The 25161-nt window shown below is 50.5% G+C and carries 22 protein-coding genes; 13 read left to right on the top strand and 9 right to left on the bottom strand.

From position 1 onward, the window contains the following. Positions 1-135 precede the first annotated feature (135 nt). The 6 genes from HZB31_14675 to guaB form a co-directional block, all read right to left on the bottom strand. Positions 136-810, bottom strand: a complete 675-nt coding sequence (locus tag HZB31_14675) for a hypothetical protein (protein ID MBI5849166.1) — start codon at positions 808-810, stop codon at positions 136-138. Next, complete coding sequence (locus HZB31_14680) at positions 803-1549, bottom strand: TlyA family RNA methyltransferase (protein MBI5849167.1); 747 nt, start codon at positions 1547-1549, stop codon at positions 803-805. Before HZB31_14680 ends, HZB31_14675 begins: the two co-directional genes overlap by 8 nt. A gap of 106 nt (positions 1550-1655) precedes the next feature. Then, a complete protein-coding gene (locus HZB31_14685; protein ID MBI5849168.1) occupies positions 1656-3530 on the bottom strand; it encodes a 1-deoxy-D-xylulose-5-phosphate synthase in 1875 nt (624 codons plus the stop codon). Continuing rightward, entirely contained in the window at positions 3530-4417 is an 888-nt protein-coding gene (locus HZB31_14690) for a polyprenyl synthetase family protein (GenBank protein MBI5849169.1), read from the bottom strand. The genes HZB31_14685 and HZB31_14690 overlap by 1 nt, the downstream gene beginning before the upstream one ends. A 66-nt stretch (positions 4418-4483) precedes the next feature. Next, a complete protein-coding gene (gene guaA / locus HZB31_14695; protein MBI5849170.1) occupies positions 4484-6022 on the bottom strand; it encodes a glutamine-hydrolyzing GMP synthase in 1539 nt (512 codons plus the stop codon). Between the two features lie 38 nt (positions 6023-6060). After that, a complete protein-coding gene (guaB, locus tag HZB31_14700) occupies positions 6061-7518 on the bottom strand; it encodes an IMP dehydrogenase (protein ID MBI5849171.1) in 1458 nt (485 codons plus the stop codon). 290 nt (positions 7519-7808) lie between these two features. Here guaB and HZB31_14705 point away from each other — a divergent pair, with 290 nt between their 5' ends. Then, positions 7809-8126 (top strand): cytochrome c3 family protein, encoded by a 318-nt coding sequence (locus HZB31_14705; protein MBI5849172.1) that lies wholly within the window; start codon positions 7809-7811, stop codon positions 8124-8126. Positions 8127-8254: 128 nt separating this feature from the next. Here the strand turns inward: HZB31_14705 and HZB31_14710 are convergent, their stop codons facing one another. Beyond that, positions 8255-9169: a branched-chain amino acid transaminase gene (locus HZB31_14710; GenBank protein MBI5849173.1), complete on the bottom strand. Its 915-nt coding sequence runs from the start codon at positions 9167-9169 to the stop codon at positions 8255-8257. Positions 9170-9220: 51 nt separating this feature from the next. Beyond that, positions 9221-10858 carry an arginine--tRNA ligase gene (locus HZB31_14715; protein MBI5849174.1) on the bottom strand — a complete coding sequence of 546 codons (1638 nt, stop codon included), beginning with the start codon at positions 10856-10858 and terminating at the stop codon, positions 9221-9223. A 212-nt stretch (positions 10859-11070) separates the two neighbouring features. On the opposite strand from HZB31_14715, the gene HZB31_14720 reads away from it, so the two are divergent. The 7 genes from HZB31_14720 to HZB31_14750 all read left to right on the top strand — a co-directional run bounded on the left by HZB31_14720 (position 11071) and on the right by HZB31_14750 (position 18462). Further along, positions 11071-11391 (top strand): hypothetical protein, encoded by a 321-nt coding sequence (locus HZB31_14720; GenBank protein ID MBI5849175.1) that lies wholly within the window; start codon positions 11071-11073, stop codon positions 11389-11391. Next, positions 11369-13141 carry an Rne/Rng family ribonuclease gene (locus tag HZB31_14725; protein MBI5849176.1) on the top strand — a complete coding sequence of 591 codons (1773 nt, stop codon included), beginning with the start codon at positions 11369-11371 and terminating at the stop codon, positions 13139-13141. The genes HZB31_14720 and HZB31_14725 overlap by 23 nt, the downstream gene beginning before the upstream one ends. A gap of 75 nt (positions 13142-13216) precedes the next feature. Beyond that, positions 13217-13390, top strand: a complete 174-nt coding sequence (gene tatA, locus HZB31_14730; protein ID MBI5849177.1) for a twin-arginine translocase TatA/TatE family subunit — start codon at positions 13217-13219, stop codon at positions 13388-13390. Positions 13391-13431: 41 nt separating this feature from the next. Next, a complete protein-coding gene (locus tag HZB31_14735; protein MBI5849178.1) occupies positions 13432-15537 on the top strand; it encodes an acetate--CoA ligase family protein in 2106 nt (701 codons plus the stop codon). Continuing rightward, entirely contained in the window at positions 15538-16599 is a 1062-nt protein-coding gene (locus HZB31_14740; GenBank protein ID MBI5849179.1) for a phosphotransacetylase family protein, read from the top strand. A 17-nt stretch (positions 16600-16616) separates the two neighbouring features. Continuing rightward, positions 16617-17297 carry a TIGR00730 family Rossman fold protein gene (locus HZB31_14745; protein MBI5849180.1) on the top strand — a complete coding sequence of 227 codons (681 nt, stop codon included), beginning with the start codon at positions 16617-16619 and terminating at the stop codon, positions 17295-17297. A gap of 7 nt (positions 17298-17304) precedes the next feature. Beyond that, complete coding sequence (locus HZB31_14750) at positions 17305-18462, top strand: class I SAM-dependent RNA methyltransferase (protein MBI5849181.1); 1158 nt, start codon at positions 17305-17307, stop codon at positions 18460-18462. Between the two features lie 78 nt (positions 18463-18540). Here HZB31_14750 and HZB31_14755 read toward each other — a convergent pair whose 3' ends face one another. Next, the gene (locus HZB31_14755) at positions 18541-18981 is read right to left on the bottom strand and encodes a host attachment protein (protein MBI5849182.1); all 441 of its coding nucleotides are present in this window, start codon (positions 18979-18981) and stop codon (positions 18541-18543) included. A gap of 468 nt (positions 18982-19449) precedes the next feature. Between HZB31_14755 and HZB31_14760 the strand changes: the two genes are divergently transcribed. The 5 genes from HZB31_14760 to HZB31_14780 all read left to right on the top strand — a co-directional run. Further along, on the top strand, positions 19450-20427 hold the full coding sequence (locus HZB31_14760; GenBank protein ID MBI5849183.1) for a peptidyl-prolyl cis-trans isomerase: 978 nt from the start codon (positions 19450-19452) through the stop codon (positions 20425-20427). Positions 20428-20502: 75 nt separating this feature from the next. Then, positions 20503-20772 carry a hypothetical protein gene (locus tag HZB31_14765; GenBank protein ID MBI5849184.1) on the top strand — a complete coding sequence of 90 codons (270 nt, stop codon included), beginning with the start codon at positions 20503-20505 and terminating at the stop codon, positions 20770-20772. 74 nt (positions 20773-20846) lie between these two features. Next, positions 20847-21461, top strand: coding sequence for a hypothetical protein (locus tag HZB31_14770; protein MBI5849185.1), 615 nt, complete (start codon positions 20847-20849; stop codon positions 21459-21461). A gap of 58 nt (positions 21462-21519) precedes the next feature. Next, complete coding sequence (locus tag HZB31_14775) at positions 21520-22389, top strand: hypothetical protein (GenBank protein MBI5849186.1); 870 nt, start codon at positions 21520-21522, stop codon at positions 22387-22389. Continuing rightward, on the top strand, positions 22386-25161 hold a 2776-nt coding region (locus tag HZB31_14780), incomplete at its 3' end, for a hypothetical protein (GenBank protein MBI5849187.1). The genes HZB31_14775 and HZB31_14780, both read left to right, overlap by 4 nt.

Here is a 25161-nt window from a genome sequence, read left to right on the forward strand (position 1 = left end):
TTTATTGAAATCCTTCCGGGTATTTCCATCGACATAGAGAGAGACCATCTGCGGGAGCGATTGTCCGGAAGTCGGGGCTGTTTATCATCTGTTTTGCCCCGGACTTCATGACCGTCTCGTTTATTTGCTTCTTTTCTATCGGGGCTTTCTCGCCTGAAGCAGCCGTTTTGATGCGCCACGTATGACTTCAGGCACATTTTTGTTCTTCTCCAGTATGATGAGGTCTTTGGTCTTGATTTCGCCGATCAGGCCCATGGATATCCCTGGCGGTGTCTTGGGGTTTGTAACCAATGCGTGAACTACTGCGTAGCTCTTGAGCCATTCCCTGTTCTTCGAGATCCTTCTCAGCGCCTCTTCGTGGATAGAACGGGAGCGGGCGATCAGCTCTATCTCCGTATCGGTGATCTTCTGGTTGTCCAGTACGCTGAGCATGACCTCCTTGTTCGTGTCCTTGATCAGAATGCCGCGGACTTCCCTGCTGCCCTTCATCGCCAGCTGGACTCTTTCGGATACGGTCAGTGTCTGGATCTTCTGGAGGATATTCTGCACACGGACCTCTTTTGGCCTCTCCGTCCGTGCCACGGCTGTTGTCGTTTTGGCGGGAAGATGGAGAGACCCGGAGATCAGGCTCCTGACGTCAGCAGGAGTGTCCGGATGATCGTACAGCACCTGCAGGATTTCCGGTCTTGTTATATTTGCGCTGGCGATCTCCTGAAAGATATCTGCGTCATCAGCAGCCTCAATCAGGACCTCTACTACTTCTTTTGATGCGACTGAGTAGTCGAGTCCTATCAGAATTGGCTCATCCATGATTTTTTCTCCTTAGGTGAATAAAGTATTCTCTGTTGCCCTTCTGCCCCGGAAGCGGCGATTCATAATCTCCCATGACAATGAACCCTGATGCTGCTGAAAAATCGCTCACTTTCTTCACCGCAGCCAGTCTTTTCGACTCATCCCGTATTACGCCGCCTTTATCGACCATGCCCTTGCCGACCTCGAATTGTGGCTTCACCAGTGCGAGTACGTCGCCGTCATGACCCAGAAAATCCAGCACTCTCGGAAGCACCTGGGTGAGCGAAATGAATGAGACATCAATAACGACAAGATCGATCGGTTCAGGTATGCGGTCAGCCTCGAGGTGTCTGATGTTTGTCTTTTCGAGCAGAATAACGCGAGGGTCATTCCTGAGAGACCAGTCAAGCTGGCCATAACCGACATCAATGGCATAGACCCTTGCTGCACCTCTTTTTAAAACACAGTCAGTAAAGCCTCCCGTCGAGCTTCCGATATCCATGACGATTTTAGCGGCAAGGTCGATATGGGAGAACTCAAGCGCACCTTCGAGTTTGATGCCGCCTCTGCTGACAAAAGGGATGTCGTTCTCCCTGAGCGCAACAACAGCATTGATATCTACGAGAGCGCCAGCCTTGGATTCCTCTTTTCCGTCAACCAGGACATTTCCGGCCATAATGAGCGCTTTTGCCCTGTCTCTGCTCTTGACGAGCGACCGGTCAACAATGATCTTATCTAATCTGTCTTTCTGTTTCATCAATAATTCTAAACGGAATGACGCGGAATATTGTGCGAGATGGTGAGACTATTATAAAGAAAAAAACAATATTTATACAGGAATGCTGTTCATGGAGAGGGCAGAATCATCTGCTGCAAAGAGGTTCTTTTATGAAGGCGAGGGCGGCCTGGTAGATACCTTCTTCATCAATACCGCAGGCGGCTCTCAGACTGCTCATGCTACCCTGTTCAATAAACGAATCAGGTATGCCGATCCTCTTTATAGCAATGTGGGACATTTTTGCTTCATTAAGGCATTCCATCACAGCACTGCCGAATCCTCCCTGGAGGGCGTTTTCCTCAACGGTAATGATCCTGGGTATGCGTGAAGCCATCGACAGGAGGATATCGCGGTCAAGGGGCTTGATAAACCTCGCATTGACCACTGCTGCCTGAATACCCGCCTCTTCAAGGCGAGCTGCCGCCTTAAGGGCAGCAATAGAAGGATTGCCGATCGCCATGATCATCATGTCATTACCTTCACGAAGCAGTTCTGCGCAGCCTCGAAAAATGGGAGAAGCTGGAATACCGGACTGTGGAGCCCTGCCGCGCGGATAACGGATTGCCACAGGGCCGGCATGGTTCATTGCCCAGGCAAGCATTAGACGCAGTTCTTCCGTATTCCTCGGCGCAAGGCATGTGAGATTTGGAATATGCCGCAGGAAGGATATGTCAAAAATACCATGGTGAGTGGGCCCGTCTTCCCCTACGAGGCCTGCCCTGTCTATGGCAAAGACAACGGGAAGGTCCTGGAGGCAGACGTCATGGATTATCTGGTCGTAGGCGCGCTGCAGGAACGTGGAATAGACCGCAACAACAGGCCTGAGTCCCCCTGCCGCAAGGCCGGCAGCAAAGGTCACGGCATGCTGCTCTGCAATGCCGACATCATAAAAGCGGTCAGGGAAGCGCTCTGCAAAGCAGTCGAGCCCTGTTCCCTCTTTCATGGCAGCAGAGATGGCGATCACCCTGCTGTCTGCTTCTGCAAGTTCTGTAAGAGCTGCACCGAATGCAGCGCTATAGGTCACGGAGCCTGTGCTGAGCGGTGAGCCGGTCTCCACTTCGAAGGGGCCGATGCCATGAAAGACACAGGGGTCCTTTTCAGAGAATTCGTATCCCTTGCCTTTTTTGGTGATCACGTGCACAAGGGTAGGTGATGTCGAGGATTTTATCCTGTTCAGCGTTTCGATCAGAAGCTCGGTGTTGTGGCCGTCAATTGGACCAATGTAGTCAAACCCCATCTCTTCGAAGAGGATGCCGGGAAGGATCATGCCTTTGAGGGTTTCTTCAGCCTTTTGCGCTATCTTTGCAACAGAGCCGCCGAGTTTCGGTATGCCTTCAAGGAAGGATTTCGTCTCTTTCTTGAACTTGCGGTACCGCTCGTCGGTAAGGATCCTGTTCATATATGCGGAAAGGGCCCCGACATTCGGAGATATCGACATCTCATTGTCATTAAGAATGACGATGAGGTCCTTTTTGCCGTGGCCGGCATTGTTCAGACCTTCAAAGGCGAGGCCTCCAGAGAGTGCTCCGTCGCCGATTACTGCTATGACCTTGAAATGCTCACTGTTTCTGTCGCGCGCCTCAAGCAGCCCAAGCGCAGCGGATATGGATGTTGAGCTGTGGCCGGTGCCGAATGCGTCATGGGGGCTTTCGGATATTTTTGGAAAACCCGAAATGCCCTTCTCTGTTCTGAGTGTCGAGAACTGTTCCTTGCGGCCGGTAAGAATTTTGTGGGCGTAGGATTGATGGCCGACATCCCAGACTATCCTGTCCAAAGGGGAATTGAAGGCATGGTGAAGAGCAATGGTCAGCTCAATAATGCCGAGGTTTGATGCTAGGTGGCCGCCATTTACCGCTACGGTCTCAATGATCAGGGTCCTGAGCTCATCGGCAACGGTCTTGAGCTCTTCATTGCTGAGCGTCCTGAGGTCTGAGGGTGAAGATATTTTATCGAGAATCATCAGTTTTTCCTTGCAAGGAGATAGTCGGCAATTTCTCTGAGCGCATCAGCTTCCGATGAAAAGACAGAGAGTGCTGACTTTGCGTCTGCAATAAGACCTTGGGCTATATCTTTTGATCGCTGCAGGCCATAATATCGCGGGTAGGTCATCTTGTGGATCTTTTCATCCGAGCCTGCCGTTTTGCCCATTTCTTCGGTATCGCCCTCTATGTCAAGTATATCATCAATTACCTGAAACGCAAGGCCGATGCTGTTTCCATAAGCGGTTAACGCATCAAGTACGGTCTGGCTGCCCCCATAGAGGATTGGGCCGATACGCACCGATGCGCGAAGCAGAGCGCCGGTCTTATGCGAATGAATGAACTTCAGGGTTTCTCCATCAGGTTCCTTGTTTTCAGAGAGCATATCCTGAACCTGCCCTGCCACCATGCCGTCAAGGCCGGAGGCAAGTGCGATCTCCCGCAAAGCTCCCATCAGATGAGAAACAGAAACCATTGATGACAGGGAAGGGTCCGAGAGGATACTGAACGCCTCGGTAAGGAGAGCGTCACCGGCAAGAATTGCGATCGCCTCGCCATAGACCTTGTGATTCGTAGGCTTGCCTCTTCTCAGATCATCATTGTCCATGGCAGGAAGATCATCATGGATCAGGGAATAGGTATGGATCAGTTCGAGTGCTGATGCATAAGGAACTATATCCCGCGGATTGCCGCCGCAGGTTTCGTATGCGGCGAGTGCAAGGATAGGCCGTATGCGTTTTCCGCCTGCAAAGAGGGAGTAGAGCATTGCTTCCTGCAAAACAGGGGGGTTGCGCTGTATACGGTAGAATTCCCTGAAGAATGAATCTACCAGTGTCTGTTTATCTTTTAGGTAAGCTTTGATGTCCATAGCGAAACCTGCCGCGAAAGGATAAAGGAAAATACGGTTTCCGGCCCCTTTACCGTCAGCCCTTTCTTACTCCCACTCTATCGTGCCCGGAGGTTTTGAGGTTACGTCAAGAACTACCCTGTTGACGCCTTTCACTTCATTGATGATGCGGTTCGAGATCCTTCCCATCACGTCATAGGGGATCTTGGCCCAGTCTGCGGTCATTCCGTCCACGCTGGTGACCGCCCGTACCGCCACCACATTGTCGTACGTGCGTTCATCTCCCATGACCCCGACGCTCTTGATCGGGAGGATCACGGCAAAGGCCTGCCATATCTCGCGGTACAGATCTGCAGCCTTGATCTCGTCGAGCACGATCGCATCAGCCTCCCGCAGGATATGAAGCTTCTCTGCGGTAATATCGCCGATGCAGCGTATGGCCAGTCCCGGACCGGGGAAAGGGTGGCGCCAGCAGATCTCCTCAGGCAGGCCGAGTTCTTCGCCGAGAAGGCGGGCCTCATCCTTGAAGAGTTCCCTGAGGGGTTCGACGAGCTTCAGCTTCATCACCTCAGGCAGGCCGCCGACATTATGGTGGCTCTTGATCACGGCAGAGGGCCCCTTGAAGGATACGCTTTCTATCACATCCGGATAGAGCGTGCCCTGGGCAAGAAATTCTGCATCTGCAATCTTCTTTGCTTCTTCTTCGAAGAGGGCGATGAACTCGTTGCCGATGATCTTTCTCTTCCTCTCCGGATCAGTAATGCCGCTCAGCTTTTTGAGGAACCGCTCCCGTGCATCGATATAGATGAGCCTGATATGGAAATGACCCTCAAAGGTCTTTTTCACCTTTTCAGCCTCTCCCTTGCGGAGAAGACCGTTGTCGACAAAGATGCAGGTCAGGCTGTCGCCGACCGCCCGGTGCAGCAGGAGCGCAACAACCGATGAGTCCACACCGCCGCTTAATGCGCAGACGATCTTCTTGCCCTCTGTTTTTTTCCGTATGTCTGACACAGACCATTCGATGAATGATGCCATCTCCCACGTAGGCTTGCAGCCGCAGATCGTATGCACAAAGTTCTGGAGTATGCGCGTGCCTTCATCGGTATGGACCACCTCCGGATGGAACTGGACCGCATAGAAATGTCTTTTGACGTCTGCCATTGCAGCAACCGGTGAATTGGCTGTGTGGCCGATGACCGAGAAGCCTTCAGGCAGCTGTTCTATCTTGTCTCCATGGCTCATCCAGACCTTGGTTTCCTGTGAGACGCCCCAGAGGAAGTCCTTGTCGCTGTCGATCACAAGCTCGGCATGGCCGTACTCCCTCTTTGTGGACCGGGCGACTTTACCTCCGAGATAATGTGCCATCACCTGCATGCCGTAGCATATGCCGAGCACCGGTATGCCGAGTTTGAACACTTCCAGATCTGGCGCAGGGGCCCCCTCGTCGTACACGCTCGAAGGTCCGCCTGACAGTACAATACCCTTGGGGTTAAAGGCCCTGATCTTTTCCATAGGTGTATTGAACGGAAAGATCTCGGAATACACTTTGCCGTCGCGGATTCTGCGTGCAATAAGCTGTGTATACTGCGAGCCGAAATCAAGGACTAATATCTTTTCTTCATGCATGGCTGTTCATCTCTCTCCCTGCGGGCATGGTGAGGGTACTACCACTCAGGCCGGTAATTGGGAGCCTCCTTGGTGATAATGACGTCATGCACATGGCTTTCCCGCAGACCGGCATTTGTGATCTGGACAAACCGCGCCTTCCTGCGGAAATCAGCAAGATTCTTTGCGCCGCAGTATCCCATGCCGGAACGCAGGCCGCCAAGAAGCTGATGGGCGGTCTGGGCCAGGGTCCCCTTATGCGGCACTCTGCCTTCAACGCCTTCAGGAACGAGCTTCTGCGTTTCGACGCCTTCCTGTTGATAACGGTCTTTTGCTCCCTGGGTCATTGCCCCGATCGAGCCCATACCGCGGTATACCTTGTAGCTTCTCCCCTGAAAGAGAACAACCTCTCCGGGTGATTCGTCAGTCCCGGCGAAGAGGCTGCCGATCATGACCGAACTTGCGCCTGCTGCCAGTGCCTTGGCAATATCGCCTGAATATTTAATGCCGCCGTCAGCGATGATCGGGATCTTGTGTTTGTTTGCTACGGCGTAGCAGTCCATGATGGCAGTAAGCTGCGGGACACCGGCCCCCGCAACGATACGGGTAGTGCAGATCGAGCCCGGGCCGATACCGATCTTTACTGCGTCGGCCCCTGCCTTGATAAGGTCAAGCGTGCCTTCTGCGGTCGCAACATTGCCGGCAATTACTTCGATATCATATTTTTTCTTGATCGCCTTCAGGGTGGTCATGACTGCACTGGAATGACCATGTGCCGTATCGATCACCAGAACGTCAACGCCAGCAGTGATCAGGAGTTCGGCCCTTTTCATGGTGTCCTGACCAGTGCCGATTGCAGCCCCGACCATGAGCCTGCCCATTTTGTCCTTGCAGGAATTCGGATATTTCCTTCTCTTTTCGATGTCTTTTATCGTGATGAGACCTTTGAGTTTATAGTCCTTGTCCACGATCGGTAATTTCTCGATCTTATATTTATTGAGGAGGTTCTTTGCCTCATCGAGCGACGTACCGACCGCTGCTGTAACGAGCCTGTCCTTGGTCATGATCTCGGATACTTTTTTGCTGAAATGTTTCTCGAACCTGAGGTCTCTGTTGGTCAGGATGCCGACCAGCTTGCCGTTTACCGTGACCGGGACGCCCGAGATTTTGTACCGTTCCATAAGGCCGGTTGCCTCTGATACCTGCGAATCAGGGGAGACCGTGATAGGGTCAATAATCATGCCGCTTTCAGACTTTTTTACCTTGTCTATCTCAAAGGCCTGTCTGTCAGGCGCCATTGCCCTGTGTACGATCCCGATGCCGCCCTCCCGTGCAATAGCGATCGCCATAGACGCTTCGGTTACCGTATCCATGGCAGAGGTGAGCAGGGGAACATTCAGCCTGATCTTTCGGGTCAGGTGGGTATGGATATTGACATCCCTCGGCAGCACTTCAGACCGGGCAGGAAGCAGCAGGACATCGTCAAAAGTTAATCCGGATTTTATCTTATCAGCCATGGGATTCTCCTGGAAATTTTCAGGAATTTTACCACGCTCGTAATTGATAAAGCAAACCGCTGCTTTTCACTTGACATACAGGATTACCTCTGAGATATACTTGCAGAACCCTTCGCCTGAAGCAAAAAAAGGCGATGCATTACCGGGAATCTGTTTTACCCTACAGGGGAGTAAAAAGCGAAATATTTTATTTTTTTTTGCTATAATGCGCTCGGCATATATAGTATTGAAGTTGTCGTGCTCCTTGATTATTCAGGGAATAAATTTTTTACAGGAAAGGGGGTGAAGATATGAAGAAGACAGTATTATTTGTTGCTCTGCTCGTTATCGTGGCATTTGTAGGCAGCGCGTTTGCAGTTCCTGCAGGAAAGAATGTAGAGTTCGCAGGCGGCAGCGCAGGCAAGGTCGTGTTTGATGGCAAGACCCATGCAGACAAAGGTCTGAAGTGCAATGACTGCCATACCAAGATTTTCCAGATGAAGAAGGGCTCAGCCAAGATGACCATGGCTGACATGAACGCAGGCAAGAATTGCGGCGAGTGCCATAACGGCACCAAGGCATTCAAGACCAGTGATGCAGCTAACTGCGGTAAGTGCCACAAAAAATAAGGTAATTTAATTCAATAAAAAAGCCCCCTGTTTTTCAGGGGGCTTTTTTATTGGGTATTTGGAACTGCGTAGGCCGAAAGTCTGAAGAACTACAGGCTAAACAATCTGAACAGGCACAGCGCGCCGGATTAGATGCGTGTGAGCCAGGACTTGTATTTCCTGTTTTTGCCTTTTACGACATCAAAAAATATGGACTGCAGTTTCTTCGTTATCGGGCCGCGGCTTCCTGAGCCGATCTTTCTGTTGTCTATTTCCCTGATTGGCGTTACTTCAGCCGCAGTGCCGGTAAAGAATGCCTCATCGGCGATATAAATTTCATCGCGGGTGAAACGTTCTTCAACTACCGGGATCTTGTTGTCCCTCGCGATTTTGATGATGCTGTCACGGGTGATGCCCTCAAGGATGGTGGTAAGAGGTGTGGTCTTGATCTGTCCGTTGCGAACGATAAAGATATTCTCGCCGCTTCCTTCAGAGACATAGCCCTCAGGGTCAAGGAGCAAGGCTTCGTCATACCCGCTGGCAATGGCTTCTTTCTTGGCGATTTGAGAATTTACGTAATAACCGCAAATCTTTGCCCGCGTCATGGCAGAGTTGACATGATGACGCGTGAATGAAGAGACCTGAATCCTGATGCCCTTGTCGATACCTTCGTCGCCGAGGTAAGCGCCCCAGGGCCAGGCAGCAATGGCAACGCTGATCGGGTTTCCTTTGGGATAGAGCCCCATGGCGCCGTATCCTATGTACACCAGCGGTCTGATGTAGCACTCCTTCAGCTTATTGACCGTGACCGTTCTGATGATCGCATCCCTGATCTCTTTTTTGGAATAGGGTATCTCGATAGTATAGATATGGGCAGATGCAAAGAGCCTGTCGACATGCTCGTCAAGCCTGAAGATAGCCGAGCCCTTTTCCGTTTTGTAGCAGCGGATTCCCTCGAACATGCCAAGGCCATAGTGGAGGGTGTGTGTAAGTACATGAACCTGTGCCTTGTCCCAGTCAACAAGTGTTCCATCCATCCAGATTTTATCAGATTTTTTAATCATAGTACGTTATTAAATCAGGATGTCCAGAGCTCTGTCAACCCGCCTGAGTTCCTACATTTTTTCCGGAGCATTGACGCCGAGGATGCCGAGCGCATCGCCTATGACGATTTTGATGCCGCTACAGAGAGCGAGACGTGCGCTGGTCAGTCCGGGATCATCGCCGACGACGCGGTGGTTATGGTAATACGTATGGAACATGGCTGCCAGTTCCTGGAGATAGAAGGTTATCCTGTGCGGCTCAAATGCGCGTGCTGCGCCTTCGAGGACCATAGGGTAGGTCAGAAGCTTTTTGATAAGGCTAAGTTCTGCCGGTTCTGACAGCAGGGAGAGGTCTGCATTGTCCGCACTGATGCTCTTTTCCATGGCATTGGCAAGGATGCTGTTGATCCTGGCATTTGCATACTGGACATAAAAGACAGGGTTTTCCGCCGTGGTTGCGGTCACGACTTCGAGGTCAAAATCGAGATGGCTGTCGGCCTTTCTCGTAAGGAATATGAACTTGGTCGTGTCCGGACCGACAAGGTCCATAATGTCGCTCAGGGTGACAAAGGTGCCTGCCCGTTTTGACATCTGGAACGGTTGTCCGTGTTTCAGAAGATTGACCATCTGTACGAGGATGACCTTGAACCTGCTGATATCGTAACCAAAGGCCTGCATCACTGATTCGATCCTTGGGATGTACCCGTGATGGTCAGCGCCCCAGATGTATATAATGATGTCAAAATGCCGGTCGAGCTTGTTCTTGTGGTAGGCAATGTCAGACGCAAAATAGGTGTGCTGTCCGTCGCTCTTGATCACTACCCGGTCTTTGTCATCACGAAAATCCGTGGACCGGAACCAGAGTGCATGACCGCTTTCATACAGGAAGCCTTTCTGTTGCAGGGCGTCAATCGCCTGCTGTACCTCGCCCTTTTCGAAGATCTCTTTTTCGCTGATCCAGGTATCAAAATCCCTGATGCCGAAACGGCCGAGATCGCTCCTGATAAGCACGAGCATCCGTTTATAGGTCCATCGGGTGATCTCATCGCCGCACGTTTCAAAGGGAATGCCTTTGTATGATTCGCCTTTCTCTGTCTGCAGCGCAGCTGCCTCTTCATCTATATACTGGCCCCGGTACCCGTCTTCAGGGAAGGGTTGATCAAGCCCGAGGATCTGCTGATATTTGGCATGCACGGACTGACCGAGGAGCTTCACCTGTCTTCCGGCATCATTGATGTAGTACTCGCGGTCGATGCAATAGCCTGACTCCTCGAGGAGATTGCAGAGTGCATTGCCGATTGCCGCCCCCCTGGCATGGCCGATATGAAGCGGTCCTGTCGGGTTTGCACTCACATACTCGATCAGGACCTTGCGACCCTGTCCCACATTTTCGCGCAGATAGGACTTCTCGGCCTTGAGCAGTTCCCTGAAGGATGCCACGAGATATTCTCTGGTAAAGGTGAAGTTGATGAAGCCGGGGCCGGCAATTTCGATCTTCTCAAATTTGCGCCTGTCCGTGATCGCATTTGCGATATCTTCTGCTATTATTTTCGGCGCTTTTTTAAAAGCCCGGGCAAGTCCCATGGCAAGCGGTGTTGAGAGATCGCCAAAGGATTCCTCCCGCGGCGTTTCGATCTCGATGGCCGGCAGCGGTGAAACTCCGAGCGATTCAAGGGCCTTTGTCAAAACTGCAATAAGGTCTTTTTTCATAGGGATACAGTGTAAATTCCCATTTGGCGTAAAGTCAAATCCCGGACCTGATCCGGTGCGAAAGAGACTGCAATGCGGCTTTCGGCATGTCGCCGATCATTGACGCGTCTGCCGAACAAGCCCCGAACCCCTGGCATATCTGACGCTGACCGCCGGGGTGCTGTTGGTCTTCTCTGATTTATTTGATACAATGGCTGTGAGGAACCTCAATTATGGAGCAATTACAGGAACTCATTCGAAAATATGGTCTTGAGGAAGATCCTGAACATGTTATAATCCCTCTGGTTTCAGAAGACGGCAGGCCGAGACGCTGCTTTCTGCTGAAACGGAGATTTTTGAGGATCCTGTTCGCGGACGGCCATTTCCATGATTATCCCCTTGAGGAGATGATTGAGGCGACGGTCCTGTATCAGAACATGCCGCTGAGAGAATCAATACTGCTGGTTCACAAAGACCCGGACTGGGATGCAGATGAACCGGACAAGAAGAATACTGAACAACGAGGTGAAGGTGAAAAAAAGAATACTGATTAACGCTGCGCATTCAGAGGAAAAACGCGTGGCTATTGTTGAGGGCGATGTTCTGATCGATTTCTATGTTGAGACTGCAGGCAAGGAGCATCTCAAAGGGAATATTTATAAGGCGAAAGTGGTGAGGGTTGAGCCCGGTCTTCAGGCCGCTTTTGTTGATTTCGGCCAGAAGAAGCACGGCTTCCTGCAACTGCGCGAGATCAAACCTGAATTTTATCAGCATCAGGTCGAAGGCAACAAGAAGCCGAGGATGCAGGACGTCATATCTAAGGGTCATGAACTTATTGTCCAGGTCGAGAAGGACGAACGCGATAACAAGGGCGCAAGTCTTACGACCTATCTCTCTATTCCGGGGAGGTACATTGTCATGATGCCGGGCCAGGAAAAGGTCGGCGTATCGAGGAAGATCGAAGACCGGGAAGACCGGGGAAGGCTGAAGGAGATCTTCAACTCGTTGAAGCTTCCGAAGAAGATGGGTTTTATCCTGCGGACTGCGGGCAGTGACAAGACAGAAGAGGACCTTGATAATGACCTGAAATACCTGACCAAGCTCTGGGCAAAGATACAGGCAGAGTCAAAGAAGGTGCATGCCCCGGCCCTCATTTATAAGGAGCAGGATTTTGCGGTCAAGACGGTCCGTGACTATCTCACCTCTGATGTAGACGAGGTCCTGATCGATGACCCAACGGCGTTCAAGAACACCAAGGAATTTCTTCGAAAGACAGTCCCCTGGCGCAAGATAAACATAACGCTGTACAAGGACAAGAAGCCTATCTTTGCCTGTCATAACATCGAGGCACAGATTGCCAAGATCCATGAGCGTTTTGTGTACCTTCCTTCACGCGGATATATCGTTATTGACAAGACAGAGGCATTGACCGCTATTGATGTCAACTCTGGCAGGTCGCGCAAAGAGGAGCATATCGAGGCGACTGCGCTCAACACGAACCTTGAAGCTGCTGATGAGATAGCCCGGCAGCTCAGGTTCCGTGATCTGGGAGGGCTCGTTGTAATCGATTTTATCGACATGGAATCCTCGAAGAACCGGCGGGAGGTCGAGCAGCGGCTGAGGGATGCGATGAGTCCGGACAAGGCTCATTTTGAAACGACACCAATTTCGAAATTCGGCATTGTCGAGATGACGCGGGAACGCATGCGGCCTGCGTATCAGGAGTCGAGCCACCATAAGTGTGAGCTCTGCGGGGGGACCGGCGTTGTCAAAAGCGATGAGATGGCAGCGGTTGCTGCGCTCCGCGAGATGCATGTGCAGGCAACCAGGGAAGGAACCAGGGCGATCACCTGCCGTCTTCCGGTGGAAAGCATGAATTATATGATCAATACCTGGCGCACTGATATTGCCGCCACGGAAAAGGAATTCGGCATTACCGTCACGCTTCTTGCTGACCCGAAGCTCCTGACCGGCCAGTATAAACTTGAGGCGGACAGACCGGAAGCTCCCAGGGAGCATGTCAGGCCGGAACAGAGACATGACCAGCATAAGCCGGCCCATCAGAAACAGATGCCCCCTAAACATGCAAAGGCTGCGGAACCGGCCCAAGCTGCAGAGCCGGCTGAACAGGGAGCCGCACAGCCCGAAGCAGTTCCTGCTGAGCCGCAGGAGCAGAAGAGACGCAGGAAGCGGAGACCGCGCAGAGGGAAGAAGCGTCCGGCCGGGGGGGAGGCTTCTTCTGCGGAACCGGCTGAAGCTGCCCCTGAAGGTGTGCTCCACGACCCGATCCAGGAAGGGGTATAACAGCTTTGTTTATTTCGGATTCGTCTTTTCAGGCGATAGATAGCGCATAGCGGCATGGCATTATAAGGAGGCGAGATGTTTGGACTTGGATTACCTGAGATGATCGTTGTTTTGGTGATAGCGCTTGTTTTCTTCGGCCCCAGTAAACTGCCTGCTGCGGGAAAGAGCCTCGGCGAGGCGATCAGAAATTTTAAAAAGGGCATAGCTGAGGGAGTAACAGAGGACAAGGAGAAGGTGGAAGGCAAGTAGCAGCGATGCTATTATGCCTGTTCTTTCGTAGGATTTGAATCGTGCTTGATACACTTTTCTATCCAAAGTCTGTGGCTGTAGTCGGTGCTTCTCAGGACCCGCAGAAGGTCGGCTATGCAATCCTTGACAACCTGCTCAAATTCGGGTATCAGGGCAGGATCTATCCCATAAACCCCAAGGCAGACGAAATCCTCGGCGTCAAGGCTTACAAAAGCATCTTTGATGTGCTGGATGAGATAGGTCTCGCTGTTGTCTCGATACCCGCTGCCATGGTGCCTGACTGCATCAGGGACTGCATAAAGAGAGGGATCAGATCAGCGGTGATCATCAGCGCCGGATTCAAGGAGGCTGGCTCTGCAGGAATTCTGCTTGAGGAAGAGCTCAAGGCTCTCAGAAAAACCGGCAATATCCGAATACTCGGCCCCAACTGTCTCGGCATCATCAATACAGCAAACGACCTGAATGCCACCTTTGCAGCAGGAATGCTCCCCAAAGGCAGGCTTGCATTTTTTTCCCAGTCAGGGGCCCTCGGCATTGCGATACTTGACTGGGCGATCGGCAACAAGATCGGTTTTTCAAAGTTCATCAGCCTCGGCAACAAGGCAGATCTGAACGAAACGGACTTCATAGAATATTTTATGCAGGACCCTGAGACAGATATTATCCTGGGGTATATCGAGGATGTGGTTGAGGGCAGGCGATTTCTTGAGATTGCGAAAAAAGCGACAAAGCTCAAACCCATTATCCTTGTCAAATCCGGCGGTACTCAGGCAGGAGCACGCGCTGCATCGTCCCACACCGGTGCCCTTGCAGGGTCTGAAAATGCCTTTAACGCTGCATTCAGGCAGACAGGGGTTATCAGGGCCGAAGGCGTAGAGGACCTCTTTGAGTCAGCATTAGCATTTCATTCCGGCAAGGTGCCCAGCGGCAACAACCTGCTGATTATTACGAACGCAGGCGGCCCTGGTATCATTGCTGCAGATACAGCAGAAAAGCTCGGCATCAATCTGCCGCAGCTTTCAAAGGAAACGGTTGAGCAGCTTATGAAAGTGCTTCCGAAGAACTCGTCGCTCTATAATCCTGTTGACATCATCGGGGATGCGACATCTGAGCGGTACGCTGCAGTGCTCGAGCGCACGCTGAATGATCCGAATGTGGACGGCATATTGATTATTCTGACTCCGCAGGCCATGGTGAATGTTGAGGAGACTGCAAAGATCGTTATCGGGTCATCGAAGAAGACCGACAAGCCCCTGATCACAAGCTTTATGGGAGAGGAGAGGGTGCGGTCGTCAGTGGCCATGCTCAAGGCTGCTGCGATAACGAACTTTTCCTATCCTGAGCCGGCGGTGAAGTCCTTCAGAAAACTTTACAATTACGGACTCTGGAGGAAAAAGGCAGAGGAAATACCTTTCTCGCCGGAAGTGAACAGGGATGCCGTTGCAGAGATCATCAGAAATGCACGCCAGAATAATCAGATCCAGTTTGCAGAGGACGCGTCACGCGAAATTCTGACGCACTATGGATTCAGGTTCCCGAAGAAGCAGCTGGTAAAGATGCCGAATGAGGCTGCCAGGGCTGCCGCTGCCATAGGGTTTCCGGTTGTCATGAAGATCTCCTCGCCTGATATCCTTCACAAGACCGATATCGGCGGGGTAAAACTCAATATCAGTTCGAAAAAAGAGGCAAAGGATGCATTTACCGAAATAACCCTGAATGCCAGGAAATTCATGCCAAAGGCATTCATTAGTGGCGTTACGATCTATGAGACGGTGCCAAAGGGCAAAGAGGTTATTCTTGGCATCACCTTTGACAGGACCTTCGGCCATATGATCATGTTCGGTCTTGGCGGCATCTACGTTGAGGTGTTGAAGGATGTCTCTTTCAGGATCGTGCCGGTCAGTCTGTCAGAGGCCAGCGAGATGATCCATGAGATCAGGACAATCCGGCTCCTTCAGGGTGTTCGAGGAGAGCAGCCTGCGGACATTGATGCTATTGTCCAGAGCATTGTGAGGCTCTCGATGCTCGCAACCGATTTTCCCGAGATCCATGAGCTTGATATCAATCCACTCGTTGTGTTTGGAAGCGGGGCCATTGCCCTTGATTCAAGGATCATCCTCAGTCATGAAAATAAAGGAGGCACGTAAATGCACTACCTGTATATTGGCTCCACCACAGGGTTCTCAGGCAAGAGTCTGATCACTCTTGGGCTGGGCCTTATGTTGAAGGAAAAGGGCCTTTCGATCGGTTATATCAAACCGTATGGCAAGATCCCTCTGCAGCAGGAAGGAAGTATTGTTGATGCTGATGCCGAGTTCCTGCGCAAGGCCCTTGATATCAGCGAGCCGGCAGGGGTTGTATCGCCCTTTGTTGTGACGTATGAGCTTCAAAATAATCTTCTGAAGGGCAGGCCATCAGATAAATTTGATGCCGTCAATAAGGCGTTTTCTTCCATTCCCGACAAAGATGTTGTGCTGGTTGGCGGCGCTACTGATCTTTATGACGGTGTTACCTTTGGTATTAATGGTCTGAAACTGATCCCCTACCTTAAGGCAAAGGCGCTTGTCGTAGAGCCGTGGAACGGCGACAGTTCCATTGACGCAATTGTCGGTGCAAAGGAGCAGCTCGGTCCGCATTTCCTGGGCGCTGTGATCAATAAAGTGCCTGAGGCAGTCCATGACTATATAAAGAATTCTGTCCGTCCGTTCCTCGAAAAGAGGGGCATTGCGGTCTTTGCTGCTCTCCCCATGGACAGACTGCTTGATGCGATTACCGTGCGGCAGCTCAACGAGATCCTTGGCGGCAAGGTGCTCTGCTGTGAAGAGGGGCTGGATGAGTTCATTGAATCTTTTTCGATCGGCGCCATGGATGTTGACAGCGCGCTGAAATATTTCCGGAGAACACCGAACAAGGCGGTTATTACAGGTGCGCATCGCTCTGACATTCAGCTTGCTGCACTGGAAACCTCAACGAGATGTATTATCCTTACCGGCGGGTTATATACGAATGACGTAATCATAGGCAAGGCGAAAATGACCAAAACACCCATCATTTCCGTGCATGAGGACACGTTTGCTACGGTGCAGAAGATCGAATCCGTGATGGGCAAGATCAGTATCAGGGAGCAGAAGAAGGTGCAGAAGACGAAAGAGCTCATCGAGCGGGAGTTTGATCTTGCAAGGCTGCTGAAAGAGCTGAAACTCGGATAGCAGGGGAGAAGAACGATATGGAAGACCTTAAGACATCTGAGACATGGCGCGTATTTCGGATCCAGTCAGAACTTGTAGAAGGGTTTGAGACCCTGAATGACCTCGGCCCTGCGGTCACGATTTTCGGCAGCGCGCGGCTGAAACCGGGAAATGCGTATTACGACGATGCCGTGACTGTTGCAAGAAAACTTGCCGATGACGGGTTTGCTATTATCACGGGCGGCGGCCCCGGTATTATGGAAGGAGCGAATAAGGGAGCAAAAAAGGGGAAAGCCCATTCTGTGGGGCTGAATATAGAAATCCCGAGTGAACAGGTCCCCAACAAATACCAGGATATCAGCCTTTCATTCCGTTACTTTTTCATCAGGAAACTGATGTTCATAAAATACGCTATTGCGTATATTATATTCCCCGGCGGATTTGGGACCATGGACGAACTTTTCGAGGCGCTTACCCTTGTGCAGACAAAACGCATCAAGTCATTTCCGATCATCCTCTATGGCACTGAATACTGGGAGGGGCTTATTGACTGGATGAAAAAAACGCTCGTTGCGCAGGGGACGATTGACCGCGAGGACTTCGCACTTTTTTCGCTGGTAGATAAGCCTGAGGAAGTGCTATTTCTTATTAATGAGCATTTCAGGGTCTTTGCAGACATCAGGCCGAAGATGAGGGCAAAGAAGCGGCCCGGAAAATGATATGCTCATGAATAAAAACAGAATATTCATCACCTGCGGCCGCGGTATAGACCCTTATCTTGAGCAGGAAGTGGCTGAGCTCGGTTTCCCGATCTTTTTTAAGACACAGGCAGGCATAGAGACCGAGGGGACCATGAAGGATGCCATGGACCTAAATCTTCGGCTCAGGACAGGGCTTAGAGTATTATTTCTTGTTGACGAGTTTACTGCTGACAATCCTGAGGCGCTTTACCGGAAGATCCATGCCATACCATGGGAAGAGTTCATCAGCCCAAACGGTTACTTCAGCATCACCTCAACGGTTGATACCCCTACGATAGACAATACGGTATATGCAAGCCAGAAGTGCAAAGACGCGATTGTCGATCGTTTTATGAAGAAGTTCAATAAACGGCCTGACTCCGGGCCGGACCGCAGCCGGGCCGTGTTTCATCTGCACTGGCAGGGGGAGGACTGTCGGATCTATATCGATACCTCTGGCGAGCCGCTTTCTAAAAGAGGATACCGCAAGCTCCCTTACAAGGCCCCTCTGCAGGAGTCGCTTGCTGCTGCTATCGTTAAGGCCTCCGGGTGGAACGACAGCGGCCCGTTTATTAACCCCATGTGCGGCAGCGGAACGATTGCCATTGAAGCAGCGCTTATTGCCCTGAACCGGCCCTCAGGCATCCTCAAGGTCAACTTCGGGTTTCAGCATCTGAAAGGCTATGATGCCGAAGCCTGGGAAGAAATACGAACCAGGGCCAAGTCAGAAGTCCTGAAAAACCTGAAGTCTAAAATCATTGCCACTGACACAAGCGATGAGGCTGTCGATGCAGCCCGGAAAAATGCTCTGACAGCAGGAGTGGAGCATCTGATCGAATTCAGTGTTTGTGACTTTGCAGACACTCTGGTCCCTGAGGGCGGCGGTGTTTTGGTGATGAACCCCGAATATGGTGAGCGGCTGGGTACAGTCGCGGATTTGGAGAATGTGTATAGAAGGATAGGGGATTTTCTGAAACAGAAATGCCGGGGTTATTCAGGGTATGTGTTAACCGGCAATCCCGAGCTTGCCAAAAAGATAGGTCTCAGGTCCAGAAGAAAGATGCTTTTTTTCAACGGACCCATTGAATGCCGCTTGCTTGAATATGAACTCTACAGCGGCAGCAGGAAGAGAAAAGAAGAATAACGGGCATTTACGGAGTATAGCAACAAAAGGCATGCTGATTAGCATGCCTTTTGTTGTGAATAAGGAAGTTAGCGTCTGTTACTCAAAGTGCTTCATAATGTCTGATTTGTCGGTATTTGTAAGGTTTGACATAATGTTCTTGTCAAGTTTTGCCTTTACTGCGGCATCGAGATTGTCAAGGATCTGGTTGTTGATCATCTTGCTCGCAGCAAGGTGCCATTTGGGCAATCCTTCTTTTTTGATAATGGCGTTGATATCGTTCGAAATAAGCTTTGCAGCCTTTTTTTCCATTTCAAGTGCTATATTGTGCGGCTCGCCGTATCCTTTAGCTGCCCCGTTTTTCCCTCCTCCCTCAGCGAAACGACCGGCTGAGTCGCTCAGCTTGTCGCTCAATTTTCCATGGGCCTCCATTGAATCATAACTTTCGATAAGTTCTATTTTGGGGCTTTCATGCTCCTGTTTGGTGACCTTGTACGCCTTGAAATGTCCCAGATCAACTGCAATGATAACTTTATCCATTTTTATTCCTCCTTTTTGACCATTATAGCAGTATATTGCAAGGGTGCATAGAAGGAAAGGGTTATTGTAAAAGAGGCATAAGTGCCACTGCGCGATTGTAATCATGAATCGTAATCGTGGATGCCATGTGGTCTCTTGACGATTCACTTATTCAGAACATGATCATCTCGCTACGGAGTCACTTGGCATGCCGTGGCGTGAGACAAAATAAAAACTTATTGACATAATATTTCGCAATGCTATACTTAAATTCAAGTTAGATTTATCAAGTGATCTGTTCTTTGGGGGTCTTGGATTCAGCTTATAATCTCTGCGGTAGAGGGAGGTTATTACGAAAGACATTTTTTTAAAATTGTAGCATACCCTTTCGCAGTACTTTTGCGTAGACTTCCCGGAAGGGAATCTATATAGTCATTGAACTCAGGTGTGACGTGGAGACTGAAAGTCCTGTCTCCGTGAAAGGACTCTATGAAATGTAGCAGAACGCTTCCTGCCGGATTTGCAGGAGTTCTGGTCTGTGCCGTGTTAGTTCTGTGTGGGGGCCGAACTGCCGTTGCTTTTGCTGAAACTGACCAGCCTCTTGCGGTAATTGGCAGCGTAAAAGTGACAGAGAAGGACTTTAGGTCCGAAATGGACAGAGGCGGATACGGTCTTTCGGGCAGGTTTGAACGACCTGAACAGAGAGAGGCCCTGCTTGAGGACATGGTAAGATCTGAAGTGCTTTATGCCACGGCCATAAAGGATGGATATGACAGGAGGCCTGTGGTGCTCGATGCGCTTAAGCGGATCATTATCAATCATTACCGACAGGATCATCTTGATCGGGAGCTATCAAAAATTACGGTAACGGAAGATGAGATTCGTGCGTTTTACAATGAACAAGCCAGTGAGTATTCCACTCCACAGATGGTGCGGGCTGCGGTCATTGAAATAGCTGTCCCGGCAAAAGCCTCTGATGAAAAGAGAGCAGAATTTCAAAAAAAAGCAGAAGATGCAAGGGCAGATGCTCTGAGCATTGATCCTGCTGTTCTTTCTTTCGGATCGGTTGCGGTTAAATATTCGGATGACCAGGTAGGCCGTTACCGGGGCGGCGACACAGGGCTCATGAAACGGGCGGATGCGGTTGCCAGATGGGGAAAAGAGATTGCTGACGCCATATTTTCCATTACGGATCCCGGGCAGATCAGTCCGGTGATCGTTTCTCCAGCAGGGTTTTACGTTGTGAAATTGATGGAGAGAAAAGAAAGTGTCCGTCGTCCCCTTGCAGAGGTAAATGAGATCATACGCAGCAGGCTTTTCTTCGAAAAGAAGGTGCAGAAAGAGAAGGAATTCTACGGGAAACTCTCTGCCGCACTGAACGTGGAGATAAACAGAGATCTTCTTGGCAAGATACCGCTGCCGGCAGGAGGACCCAGATTCGCTCCTCCTGCATTGCCGAGACAATAAGGAGAAATTATGGCGTATGATCCACGGAAATATTTACGTCCCTGGTTTACCGGGGCGGCTTGTAAAGGAGATACTGTGAAGAAGAATATTATTGCCCGCACGAAGGAATTACTGGTATCCGTAGTCTTTATTCTGCTGATCACTTCTGCCTCAGTGCATGCCGGTCCGGTGGTGACACAGACATTTAACCTGCATCCGGGCTGGAATGCGATATTCCTTGAGGTTCAGCCTGAGCAAAAAGATATGGAGATCCTTTTGCAGTTCAGGACCCGAGTGAAAGACTGCTCGGAGTGCAGGGCTAGCATGTCTATTTCCCAAAGTCCAGAGGGGAAGAGAATCAATTAAGCAACCTCTTTGCCCTTCAGGTTAACCGTGCATATCTCATAGAAATACAGGGGACCAATACTGTCACCTGGAATGTGACCGGACGGCCATCGCTCAATCGTCAGGCATGGGAACCGAATTCCTTTAATCTTACAGGATTTTCCGTTAACGGACAGAGCAGTCCATCATTTGCAGATTTCTTCAGTGGCTCCACCGCCCATGCCGGACAGGCTATTTATCGCCTCAGCGATGCCGGTGTCTGGGAAATTCTCCAGAACCCTGCTGCTATGCAGATGCGCTCCGGAGAGGCCTTCTGGATTTATACCGAGGGCGCTTCAGCATATTCCGGCCCTATCACAGTCCGTACTGATTTTGGTGACGGACTTGATTTCCATAAAATACTCATGGAGAACAAGCTCTGGATAAAGAACGTTTCTTCCTCTGCAAGGACTGTTACGGTCAAGTTTATTCCCATGGAGAATCCCGTGCCTCTCGTAAAGTTTTCGGTAGGACCTAAGGGCGGAATTACGTGGCCTTCTTTTGATGCAGACGAGACTTTCACTGTCACTGCAGGCCAGGAGAAGTTTTACCGGTTCGGTCTTAAAAGGGCTGGTATATCAACTCCGCGAACTGAGTCGATGATCGAGATACTTGATGATATGGGGAGCAGATACCTTGTTCCAGTCAGCGCTGAGAAAGGCGGGTTTTAAGATGGCAGAAGATAATAGTGTTCAAAATTGCAATACGGTACAAGGGGGAAGATTACCCATGAAGGTCTTCAGTTATATGTTTCTAATGGTCTGTATCTGTATGCTGAGTGCTGCCGGAATAGTTCATGCCGCACCTTCTTATACCGGCCTGTGGGTTGGCAGCGTGTCTGTTGATAAGGTTTCTGAGTCCCAGATTCCGTCAAATAACGCCTTTACGGATCCAACACCGGTTTCTTCTCCGTTTAATTTCCGGATACTGCTGCATGTGGATTCCGCAGGAAATACACGGCTCATAAAGGATGTGATTCAGATGTGGAAGTCCGGATCCCCCGGTCATTATGCACTTGTTACTGACGATTCGCTTATCCCTGCTAATTTTGTATGTGACAATCTGGCTGATACGGAGTTTTGCCACCGGATCAGTACTGCAGCGTATGACTTTGACGGTCTGCACCTGAGCATGATCGGCACGTTTTCCCTTGGCGGTCTGCTCACTGGCCAACTAATACTTACTCCTGAGAATCCGACAAATCCTTTCCTGCACCGGTTTAATCCTGAGCATGACAATTTGACTGAGGAATTTAAACCTCTCAAAAACGTTGCGGTCTTTGATGCCGATGGCAATGAGGCAAAGAGGGTCTGTTCATTGACTCTGCCAAGAAGAAGCTGCACGGTAGATGCAGACTGCCCTGCCGGAGAAATATGCGCGGTAAACACCCCTATTCTTGAGGTCTATCGGGTCACCAGAGACATGACCCTGACATTCAGCACTGACCCGAACGGCTCGAATGCATCACCTGCCTGGGGCAGCAGCCTGATGGGGGGCATCTATCAGGAGACGCTTAAAGGTCTGCACAAAAATACCATATATGTGTCCGGCACCTTCCGGCTGCAGAGGGTGACCGATATAGGGGAGTTAAACCAATGAAAACATTCACCGGAAAAAAACAGTGTGAGATCATAAAACAGGTGCTGACCAAGTCTTTGACTTTAATTGTTCTGCTATTTTCCTGTCTATTCTGGGTGAATGCAGGGCAGGCTCATGCAGATTCCGGATGGCCGCAGAGGGCTGGTGGTTCGCTGAATGACCAGGTCCTCGCAACCACAGTAGACAAGAATGGGAGTGTCTATGTGGCCGGCTATTTTACCGGCACCGCGACCATTGGGACAACAACTCTCCAGGCTCCGCCAAACGGCAGCTGTACAAACGGCTATTGCTCGGACATTTTTGTGGGGAAACTTGATGCAGGAGGCGGCTGGGACTGGGTCGTCAGTGCAGGCGGCATATGGGAAGACACTGCTGACGCCATTGCGGTTGACCATGAGGGCAATGTCTATATAACGGGAAAGTTCGGTGGGTCATCAAATTTCGGAAATTTTATTCTTAACTCGCAGGGGTTGCATGATGTTTTTGTTGCAAAGCTGGATACGAACGGGACCTGGCTCTGGGCGAAAAGCATCCCCGGGGACTGGCAGGGATATGGGACGGCTATAGGGGTCACTCCTATAGGGAGTAATCCAACCCGGGACATTGAAGTCTATGTTGCCGGGACATTTTCCGGAAATCAGATATTTCAGATTTTAAACGACAATGGGACCATTACAACAAAGGAACTGAAAACTCTGAGTTATCTCTCTAACAAACCAAACAATCCTGATTTTGATGTATTCATTGCAAAACTGACCAAGAACGGCGACTGGAAATGGGCGCTTTCAGGGGGCGGCACTTTCCCCGGCATAGAATGCCTGACCGGAAACTGGTGCTGCAACTCATCGAATGCATACTACAAGCACGATCACTCAGGCGCAGCGCCCTGGGCTTCCTATAATTATCATCATGCCTGTGAAATAGGGTATTGGGACTCCAACTGGGGTATGAGCGAAAACGAATGCAGGCACTGGTATGGACAAAACCCGACGCCGGCATATTCAGCCCCATTTTCTTTTTCCAGTTATCTCGATTTCGACACGGGGATCAGTAAGCCTGCAATTCCGGCAAACTACACTGAGGACCGTGCAGCGCAGTATCTGTATGGCCATAATGTCTGTTACCTGAGCGCTTCCGGATATCGTGATAGCGATGACCGGGCCACGGGTCTTGTGGTGAAATATGATGAGTCCGACTATACAACCCCCAAAACAACGGTCTATGTGACCGGATATTTTCAGGGAGGCAATTCGGACAGCAGCAGCACCTTTGACTTCAGTTTTTCTGATGGGGTAAATGTAAAAACGGCCATGACCTCAGGTATTGGCAACAAGGACCTCTTTGTCCTGAAAATTTATGACCAGGGGCCTAACATGTTCGGCAATCCTGCCCCGACTCCGAACCCGTCGGTACGGTGGCTTATTGATTCTGCAAATACCACCTCGACCGATTCAATATGGGCGAATGCCATTGCAATGGATTCTGACGGAGACCTGTATATTGCAGGCGGATACAAGAATTCCCCCAAGCTTGGGGCAACACAACTCAATGATACGACCGGCGGTATCAATGCCCCGGTACATGCCTTTGTCGCAAGACTCAACGGTGGGAGCAATGTTTCAGCAGATTGGCAATGGGCCAGGTCAGCAGGCCCTTCATCAACGGCAAACTCTGCCGAGGCATTCTCTCTGTCGGTCGATAAAATGGCATTGGCCGAACGGGGCGTTTATGCAACCGGCAATTTCAGGGGCAACCTCCAGCTGTTTGAAAATGGCAGTGTTATCAAGACGATATATGCAAAGGGTACTTCCCAGAACGATGCCTTTGTTTTGAAATATTTGGCCAGCAGCGGCAGTCTGTCATGGGCTACGAGGGGTGGGTTGTATGATGATGAAAATGCCCGGGGCATTGTTGCTGATGGATCGGGCACGACCTTTGTTGCGGGCAGCTTCAGAACAGCCTCGAGTTTTATAGAAGGCTCGACCATGAATTTTGACGGCAGCAAGAGTCAGTATATCTTTGGTGAAGAATCTGTCAGTGATACCAGTTACTCTGTTGCATTCTGGTTCAAAACGAGCGATCAAAATGCCGGCATTCTTTCGATAACAAATGGTGCAAAGGTTGCAAACGGGGACAGAGACATCTGGCTCTCAAACGGCAATCTGAAGGCCAAGGTGTATAACGGAACAGAAGAGGTTATTCAGACTATCGGGACCAATTTTGCAGACGGTAATTGGCACTATGCCGTACATACCTTTGGCGGAACGGTGGCACAGAAACTCTATGTTGACGGGCTGGAACGGGCATCAGGAACAAAAACAAGCTCCACAAAAACAGTACATTCCGGGGTGACGATAGCCTTTGCAAGCAGTGTCAGCGGTACAAATTACTATACGGGTATGATCTCCGGTCTGGAGTTCGGGAATGTGCTGAGCGCACTTGCGATAATGAATAATTATATAGACCCGAATAAAAAGCCGAACAATATATCCAGCGGCAAAATCCTCTTTTCAGATGGGAATGCCGATATTTTTCTCGCTAGCGTGAGTCAACTCGGACGCTGGAGGGAAAGCGAGATTTGGACTGTCGGACAAGAAGTCCCCATGCCTGACGGAGCAATTGCCGTGAAGCCGGAATTCATGTCGCCTCCTGATGCAGAGAATAACTTTTTCTGGAGCGAGTACAGCAAAAAACTGTATTCCGTCTGGGGTGACAAGGGCGCAGTGATCAAATGGCGTGTCTCAGCTGACCTGCTAAACACCACACGGGTGC

The organism is Nitrospirota bacterium (genome assembly GCA_016235245.1).
GTDB lineage: Bacteria > Nitrospirota > Thermodesulfovibrionia > Thermodesulfovibrionales > UBA6898 > UBA6898.

Excerpts from the sequence above, each read along its gene's own strand:
- HZB31_14675 (MBI5849166.1), bottom strand. The coding sequence starts at position 810 with ATGGATGAGCCAATTCTGATAGGACTCGACTACTCAGTCGCATCAAAA.
- HZB31_14680 (MBI5849167.1), bottom strand. The coding sequence starts at position 1,549 with ATGAAACAGAAAGACAGATTAGATAAGATCATTGTTGACCGGTCGCTC.
- HZB31_14685 (MBI5849168.1), bottom strand. The coding sequence starts at position 3,530 with ATGATTCTCGATAAAATATCTTCACCCTCAGACCTCAGGACGCTCAGC.
- HZB31_14690 (MBI5849169.1), bottom strand. The coding sequence starts at position 4,417 with ATGGACATCAAAGCTTACCTAAAAGATAAACAGACACTGGTAGATTCA.
- guaA (MBI5849170.1), bottom strand. The coding sequence starts at position 6,022 with ATGCATGAAGAAAAGATATTAGTCCTTGATTTCGGCTCGCAGTATACA.
- guaB (MBI5849171.1), bottom strand. The coding sequence starts at position 7,518 with ATGGCTGATAAGATAAAATCCGGATTAACTTTTGACGATGTCCTGCTG.
- HZB31_14705 (MBI5849172.1), top strand. The coding sequence starts at position 7,809 with ATGAAGAAGACAGTATTATTTGTTGCTCTGCTCGTTATCGTGGCATTT.
- HZB31_14710 (MBI5849173.1), bottom strand. The coding sequence starts at position 9,169 with ATGATTAAAAAATCTGATAAAATCTGGATGGATGGAACACTTGTTGAC.
- HZB31_14715 (MBI5849174.1), bottom strand. The coding sequence starts at position 10,858 with ATGAAAAAAGACCTTATTGCAGTTTTGACAAAGGCCCTTGAATCGCTC.
- HZB31_14720 (MBI5849175.1), top strand. The coding sequence starts at position 11,071 with ATGGAGCAATTACAGGAACTCATTCGAAAATATGGTCTTGAGGAAGAT.
- tatA (MBI5849177.1), top strand. The coding sequence starts at position 13,217 with ATGTTTGGACTTGGATTACCTGAGATGATCGTTGTTTTGGTGATAGCG.
- HZB31_14740 (MBI5849179.1), top strand. The coding sequence starts at position 15,538 with ATGCACTACCTGTATATTGGCTCCACCACAGGGTTCTCAGGCAAGAGT.
- HZB31_14745 (MBI5849180.1), top strand. The coding sequence starts at position 16,617 with ATGGAAGACCTTAAGACATCTGAGACATGGCGCGTATTTCGGATCCAG.
- HZB31_14750 (MBI5849181.1), top strand. The coding sequence starts at position 17,305 with ATGAATAAAAACAGAATATTCATCACCTGCGGCCGCGGTATAGACCCT.
- HZB31_14755 (MBI5849182.1), bottom strand. The coding sequence starts at position 18,981 with ATGGATAAAGTTATCATTGCAGTTGATCTGGGACATTTCAAGGCGTAC.
- HZB31_14760 (MBI5849183.1), top strand. The coding sequence starts at position 19,450 with ATGAAATGTAGCAGAACGCTTCCTGCCGGATTTGCAGGAGTTCTGGTC.
- HZB31_14775 (MBI5849186.1), top strand. The coding sequence starts at position 21,520 with ATGAAGGTCTTCAGTTATATGTTTCTAATGGTCTGTATCTGTATGCTG.